The organism is Streptomyces sp. NPDC005402, assembly GCF_040606575.1.
In the GTDB taxonomy this organism is placed as follows: domain Bacteria; phylum Actinomycetota; class Actinomycetes; order Streptomycetales; family Streptomycetaceae; genus Streptomyces.
The window spans coordinates 1-6,521 of sequence record NZ_JBEXFB010000066.1 but is presented as its reverse complement, the minus strand read 5'-3'; the positions used below and the strand labels follow the sequence as shown (position 1 = coordinate 6,521).

The window sequence follows — 6,521 nt, the reverse complement described above, 5'->3', positions numbered from 1 at the left end:
GATCCCTGTTGCGAGTTGGTCCAGCCGCCGTGAAGGCGTTGGCGGAGGGGCGATGTCAGTTCCCGCCCGTAAGGTCTGAACTCGATAACTGCGGACTATCCGACGGATCCTGGGCAGAAGCCAGACGAGTATGTGCAGGTCACCAGCCACTTTCGGCCACCCCGTGGGCACGTTCCGCTCCGCGGCCGCCTGTGCCGACGACAGCACCCACGTGCCGCCTAGTAGTCCAATGAGGCGAGCCGGGCCATGGGTTCCCTCCCACGGCCCGGCTCGCTCATGCGGTGGGGAACGCTGCGGCTGGGGCGTCCCCCACTTTCGGGCCGTCAGTTCTGAGTAACGGTGAGGGTGCGCTGGTCGAGGTCCAGGTGGACAGTGCCGCCGTTCTTCTCGCGCAGCTGACGCCATGCGGTATAGCCGGTGAGGATGGCGTGCTCCCAGTCCGCGGCTCGGCAGATGCTCACCTCCAGGTGGGCGGTCATCTGGCCGATAGTGGCGAGGAGTTCCTGGTCGATGTGTTTGATGTCGGCGAGGAAGCGGTGGCGGGCGGCGTAGGAGAAGACCAGGGCGGAGATGCCTTCCTCGATGGCGATGGCGCGGCCACCGTCTTCGGCTTCATCGGCGCGAGGGTCACTCCTGCGTTTGCGGCCCAGCAGGAAGCGGGTGACGGGGGACCAGCCCAGCACGGTGGCGTGGGCGAGGTGGAAGATGTCGTGGAAGCGGTAGCCGTCCTCGACGTGGGAGGCGCTGGTGAGCGGGTCACCGGCGGGGGTTCCGTCTTGTCGGGTGAGGATGATGACGGTGCGGCCGTCGTCGGTCCTGGTGGGCGTGAAGGTCAGCGAGGTCTGCCGGGGCAGTTGCTCGTGGGCGGGAAAGTCTGCGTCGAAGGGGACGTGCTCGTCCTGGGGGGTGGGGCGCCAGCGGTCCTTGGTCTTCTCCAGGTTGGCTGCGGCCACGTCGTCGAGGTCGAGTCCGAAGCGGTGGGCGAGAGCGGCGACGTACCACAGGACGTCGCCGAGCTCTTCGCGTAACTGGTGCTTGCCCTGCTCGAAGGCCGGTCCGTCGCGCAGGAACTTCTTGTAGGCGGTGGTCAGGGATCCGGCCTCGCCGGCGAGGCCGAGGAGAGGCACGAGGACGGGATCGGTGCCGTCCGCGGGGGGCTGCAGGGTCTTGACGGCCGCTTCCTGGTAGCGCTTGAAGTCCACACTCACACCTGTCTGATCTTGGGACAGCCTTGTTTGCTTTCCCGACAACGTGTCGTATGCTACGACAGCGCCGTTGGAAATGCAGACGATTGGGGAGAGTTGTCGAACGCAGGCACACCGAGCACGGACGAGATCACCTCCGTCGTCCTCGACTTCCTCGCTGAACACGAGGGGGTCTCTCCCGACGATCTCCGCTCTGAACTGGAGCAAGGCGGGCGGGAGTTGCCCGTGGACTCGCTTCTGGTGGTCGAGATTCTCACACGCATCGAGGAGCGTTTCCAGGTCGCCATTCCCGCCGACCGGGAGGCCGCCCAGGCCACCGGCTCGGTGGGAGCGTTCGCCGCGGCGGTACTGGACGCCATCAAGGAAAGGCAGCAGCCATGACCCCTCCCTCGGACAGCCGCGACCGTGATCCTGAGCTGATCCGGCTCGGTGAACGGCTCAAGAAGACCCGCGACTACCTGAACATGTCCCAGCAGTTCGTCTCGGACTCCACCGGTATCCCCCGCTCGGCCATCAGCGACATCGAGCGCGGCGAGCGGCGCGTGGACAGCCTGGAGCTGAAGAAGCTGGCCCGCCTGTACCGGCAGCCGGTCGCCTACTTCCTGGCCGAGGAGAAGGACGCCGACGCCAGCGAGTACTCCCTGGCGGGTCTGCCGCGGGCGCTGGCCCAGCTCACCGACGGGGATGCCAAGACCGTGCTGGAGTTCGCCGAGTACCTCACCCTGCGGCGTGCGGCAGAACGCGAGGACCAGGGCGCCGACGGCGGGAGTCCGACGGCGTGAACTGGGGCTTAGCACACCGGATCGCATCGATCGCAGCGGTCCAGGCGCACCGCGACCTCGGCATCGACCGTACGCAGTACGTGCACGTGCACCGCGCGCTGGGGGCGGCGGGCGTGATCGGGATGGCGCAGCCGATGCCCCGGTTGTTCGGCGTGTACTTCTCCCCCGCCGACCAGGGGCCCGCCGTGATGCTGAATGCCTCGCTGAACGCGGTCACCCAGCGGCACACGGCCGCGCATGAGCTGGGACATCACCGGCTGGGCCATCGCACCGCGGCGGACGAGGAGCTGGATCCCGCGTTGCGCTGGGGCAACGGCAGCTGGCCCGAGGAGGAAAAGACGGCGGAGGCGTTCGCGGCGTGGTTCCTGATGCCCCTGCCGGCGGTGCGGGCGGCGCTGGAAAGGATCTGCGGCGGTCGCCCGTCGTCTCCCGAGCACGTCTACCGGCTAGCGCGCGAGCTGGGCACGTCGTACGCCGGGACGGTACGTCACCTGGTGAATCTCCGGCTGCTGGATGCCGGCCGGGCCGGCCAATGGGCCAAGATCCCTCCGGCCGGCCTGCGCAGCTCGCTGGTGGGAGGGGCCTCACTGCCCGCGCAGGCCCAGGTGCACGTGATCACGGCGGCCTCCGCGGGGCAGACCGTGCACGCCGACGCGGGTGATGTCCTCGTGCTCCACCTGGACAACGCGCTGTTCGACGTCCTGCCCAAGGGGCTTGAGCCGTGGACCAGTGACGGTACGACGCCGCTGGCGAGTGCCGTGATGACCGACGAACTCCCGCCGGGCGAACAGGGCTCGGTGGAGATCACCGCGCCCTCGCACAGCCGTCCGCTGCGGCTGACGGTGGTGCGCGAAGCCCCGCGTGCCGGGGTCGACGACACCTGGCCCCTGTAAGCGCACGGACCCCCGGATCACACCGCATGTGTCAGGAGGACTGATGCACACCTTCACCGTGACCGAGCGCGACGTCACCCAGGCCTGGGTCGCCGCCTGCAACAAGCTGGACCGCAAGGACAACCCTGACCGGACCGGCCTGCACACCGTGGTGCGCATCGCCGACCCGACGAGCGACGACCCGGCCTTCCGCGCCGAACTGGACCGGCTGCGCACCGCTCGCGGGCTGTGGCCGCTGGAGACGGTGGCCAGCACCCTGTTCCCCGCAGCCCTGGCGGCGCGGTGCGACGGTCCGGAGGAACTCGCCCGGCGCTACCGGCAGATGTACCAGGTGATCAAGCGGTATCCGGGCAACCACCGCGGTACGTACTTCGGCCGCCTGGTGTCCTACCCTGCGGCGTCGAAGAGCGACGTCGACCAGCTCGGCACGGTCATCAGCCGGCTGCGGGCCCAGACCGCGGGCACCAAGATAGCCGCCGCCTACGAGATCGACATCGCCGCAGCTACGGACACGGAGGAGGCCGGCGCGGAGCTGCTGGTGCACACGGCCGGCAAGGACAACAGCTACATCGGCTTTCCCTGCCTGAGCCACATCTCCCTCCAACTGGACCGCGACCGGCGGGTGCACGCCGCGGTCCTGTACCGCAGCCACTTCATGTTCGAACGCGCCTACGGCAACTACCTCGGCCTGGGCCGGCTGCTGGCCTACATCGCCGCTCAGGCCGGGCTGGGCTGCGGGACGCTGACCGTGGTGGCCGGCCACGCGCGGCTGGACGGCCCCATCACCCAGCTGCGGCCCCTACTGACCGGCACCGGCCGCCTCGCGGCATGACAGCCGACCGCATGGGGGGCGGTGGGCAACCTCAAGGCCCGGGCGGGCCGTTGAGCTGCCACTTGGGCGGGAACCAGGCCGGCATCGCATCGGCCTGCTGCCGGTAGGTCTGCTTGATGCGGCTGCGGCCGCTGATCCCGGCGATGTCCGGGTGGGCGACCCGGGCGTACTTGTCGACCTCGCAGAACAGGTTCTGGCAGTCGATCAGCTGCAGCGGCCGCCCGCGCAGTCCCGCGAAGGAGAGCCCCAGGCGGGCGAAGTGCTCGTCCTGGGTGTCGGCCATGTAGCGGATGACGTCCGCCTCGATGCCGTCGGCCGCCAGCCCGAAGCACTTGCGGATCCCGTCGCGCGCACCCGGACCGGGGACGACGAAGTCCATCTCCGAAAACGGCATCTCGGCCGCGTAGTTGAGGTCGATCACGAACTGGTAGGCCAGGAACGGGCCGATCGCCGGGAAGCCCAGCAGGACCTGGTAGGCGTCCTGCAGCGTCGGCGCGGACAGCACACGCTGCGGCGCGTCTGCGGTCACCATCATCTCCAGCAGCCGCAGATGGTTCTGATGTTTGCGCTGCTGGCCGAGCTGCGGCGGGGGCACGATGTAGGCGGCCGAGTACAACCGCTGCCCCGCCGTGAAGGCCTGGGAGAGCACCCGGTCGAAGGCGCGGTAGTCGTAGGTGTCCCACCGCACCTCTCCCAGCGCGGTGTTCAGCAGCCGCCACGTCGAGGTCTTGTTGAAGATCTTGAACAGGAGGGTCCGGAAGAAGACTTCCTCCCACGTCTGCTCGCCGCGGTAGATCACGCCGCCGATGAGGTCCTGGCTGACCCGGTCGGCGGCTCTGAAGCAGTTGGTGAAGCGGTAGCGCTGCAGGATCGGGTCGTCCGTGAACGGTCCAGCTCCCCCGGCAAGGCGTGCCTCGTAGACCTTCTGCCGCGCCGCCGCGAAACGCCAATAGGTGTCGAACACCGGCGTCACTGTCAGCGTGCGGCCGGCCACACGGATCCTCCTCGCAGGGCCGCGCTCTAAGTCCCGTTGTTCTGCACGCTCTTGCAGCACCGTCACCATAGGCTCAATATATATTCAATATAGATAGATGTCAGCGAGGGGGACGTGTGGAATTGCTATGGCAGTGTCCACGACGCAAGACGCTGGTCGACTGGCCGGAGGACGTCGACCGACGGCTGGACGTCCTGGTCCGCGCTGCAGCCGCAGCCGGGGAGCAGACATCGCGTTCCCAGGTTCTGGCAGCACTCGTGACAGCGGCCGCGGTCCGTCCCGCCGTCATAGCCGAACTCCTCCACTCCTATCGCCAGATGCCCGCCGACGCCCTCGAAGCTGACAACGCGCGCGACGACCTGCCCTCCGTGCGCTCTCCTGGACGCACCCGCGCCAGGAGGTGACGTCGCGTCGATCCCGGCTTCTCATCCGGGCGCCTTTGGTATCCCGGTCAACGCCGCCGGCGGTCCTAGGGTCACTGCTGTGTGCGCCGTTCGTCCTCGGCGGTTGCTTGGACTCCCCCAGGGCCGTCGCCGTGGACCGGGCTCGGTGCCATTGCAGGACAGCGCGCGCGACTCCTGGTGTGCTCTGGGCGGCGCAACGCCAGTATCCGGAGCATGTTGTCGGTTGCGAGCTCGACGCAGCGTTCACCCGCTTCGTTCAGCGCGGTGCACTGCCCTCCGTCGCGTCGCAGGACCCGGAGCCGGATCTTGGGCCAGTCGGCCGGCAGGCGCGAGCGCCTGTCAGAACCTTCCCAGTTCGGTATCCGGATCACCCCCCAACGTGGAAGTTGAACCCTCGGTGACGTCCTACCTGAAGAGGTAGCTGCTCGAAGCGGTCAACCCGAGGGAGTCTCTACGTAAGGGGCAAGCAGCTCTGGTATGCGAGGCCCGACAGGGCCTCCAGCCTGCTACTTCGTCTTCACGCTTACCCTTACACTTACTGATGCGGAGCTCGACCCCCTCCGTCAGGACGCCTTCGACGTGACGGCTGTCACACTTACACAGCGAGGCTTCGAGGCTGGGCCGCCTGGCGGCGGCAACAGAGCCTTGAGGCGACGGCGAAGGGGTTGCAAGGGGCGAAGCCGCAGGGGCGCCACAGAGCAGAGCCACTTACGACTTGGGGGCGCGGGAGCGCCCCGGTAATCCAGTGCTGGCTGTCAGTCCTACGTCTTACGCTGGGGCCATGGACAACGACACTGACCTCCGTTTCGCCCTCCAGGTCGCTGGTGCCGAGCTGGCCGAAACGCCCCCGACTCTCCGCTCGGTCGGCTGCGTCTGTTCGCCGACGCCCATCCCGGTGTGGATCTGACTGCCGGCCACGTCCGCCAGGCCCTCGACGGCACGCTCCGGACGATCTGAACTCTCACTGCGGCGATCACCAGTCCGGTAGTTTCAGCTCATGACACCTTTGGCGGGGCATTGGTGGGCGTCTGGCTCCCTCTGACAGTTCGTCATCACGATCATCAGTGGCGTCGCGGTTGGAGTCTTGGGGGCCTGGGCCACGCTCCGGGCGAGCGACCCGAAGCGGAGGGTCGTGTGGTGGGTGGAGTCAATGCGCCGCTGATCAGGCCGAACGAGGACAGAAGTGTGGCCGTGACGTTCAGCAACCTGCCACTCAACAATCCGCGCGTTGTGGAGTTGGCCATCGAAAATCAAGGCCAGCGCGACATCACGGCTGCCATGTTTCATGCCCCCATCCGCCAGATACGGCACCGTCACCTGGGGCCATGCCCGCCGCTGTTCGATAACGAGACGCCATCCTCTGCACCATGGTGCGGTGTGCACTACGCTCCCAACTGTGCCCACGGCAAAG

General features: G+C 67.9%; 9 protein-coding genes. 7 read left to right on the top strand and 2 right to left on the bottom strand.

Annotated elements, in window-relative coordinates; translation table 11 throughout:
* Window positions 1–323 precede the first annotated feature (323 nt).
* Window positions 324–1,208 carry a nucleoside triphosphate pyrophosphohydrolase family protein gene (locus tag ABZT02_RS45980; protein WP_356029415.1) on the bottom strand — a complete coding sequence of 295 codons (885 nt, stop codon included), beginning with the start codon at window positions 1,206–1,208 and terminating at the stop codon, window positions 324–326.
* Window positions 1,209–1,301: 93 nt separating this feature from the next.
* On the opposite strand from ABZT02_RS45980, the gene ABZT02_RS45975 reads away from it, so the two are divergent.
* The 4 genes from ABZT02_RS45975 to ABZT02_RS45960 are packed head-to-tail and all read left to right on the top strand — an operon-like array spanning window position 1,302 to window position 3,712.
* The gene (locus ABZT02_RS45975) at window positions 1,302–1,586 is read left to right on the top strand and encodes a phosphopantetheine-binding protein (RefSeq protein ID WP_356029412.1); all 285 of its coding nucleotides are present in this window, start codon (window positions 1,302–1,304) and stop codon (window positions 1,584–1,586) included.
* Window positions 1,583–1,987 (top strand): helix-turn-helix transcriptional regulator, encoded by a 405-nt coding sequence (locus ABZT02_RS45970; protein ID WP_356029410.1) that lies wholly within the window; start codon window positions 1,583–1,585, stop codon window positions 1,985–1,987. The genes ABZT02_RS45975 and ABZT02_RS45970 overlap by 4 nt, the downstream gene beginning before the upstream one ends.
* Entirely contained in the window at window positions 1,984–2,880 is an 897-nt protein-coding gene (locus ABZT02_RS45965; protein WP_356029408.1) for an ImmA/IrrE family metallo-endopeptidase, read from the top strand. The genes ABZT02_RS45970 and ABZT02_RS45965 overlap by 4 nt, the downstream gene beginning before the upstream one ends.
* 43 nt (window positions 2,881–2,923) lie before the next feature.
* A complete protein-coding gene (locus ABZT02_RS45960; RefSeq protein ID WP_356029405.1) occupies window positions 2,924–3,712 on the top strand; it encodes a hypothetical protein in 789 nt (262 codons plus the stop codon).
* Window positions 3,713–3,743: 31 nt separating this feature from the next.
* Here the strand turns inward: ABZT02_RS45960 and ABZT02_RS45955 are convergent, their stop codons facing one another.
* A complete protein-coding gene (locus ABZT02_RS45955; RefSeq protein ID WP_356029404.1) occupies window positions 3,744–4,706 on the bottom strand; it encodes a nucleotide kinase domain-containing protein in 963 nt (320 codons plus the stop codon).
* Window positions 4,707–4,822: 116 nt separating this feature from the next.
* Between ABZT02_RS45955 and ABZT02_RS45950 the strand changes: the two genes are divergently transcribed.
* From ABZT02_RS45950 to ABZT02_RS45940, 3 genes are all read left to right on the top strand, one after another.
* Complete coding sequence (locus ABZT02_RS45950) at window positions 4,823–5,110, top strand: hypothetical protein (RefSeq protein ID WP_356029402.1); 288 nt, start codon at window positions 4,823–4,825, stop codon at window positions 5,108–5,110.
* A gap of 781 nt (window positions 5,111–5,891) precedes the next feature.
* On the top strand, window positions 5,892–6,017 hold the full coding sequence (locus ABZT02_RS45945; RefSeq protein WP_356029400.1) for a hypothetical protein: 126 nt from the start codon (window positions 5,892–5,894) through the stop codon (window positions 6,015–6,017).
* 284 nt (window positions 6,018–6,301) lie between these two features.
* Window positions 6,302–6,521, top strand: a 220-nt coding sequence (locus ABZT02_RS45940; RefSeq protein ID WP_356029398.1) for a hypothetical protein, incomplete at its 3' end; no start/stop codon positions are given.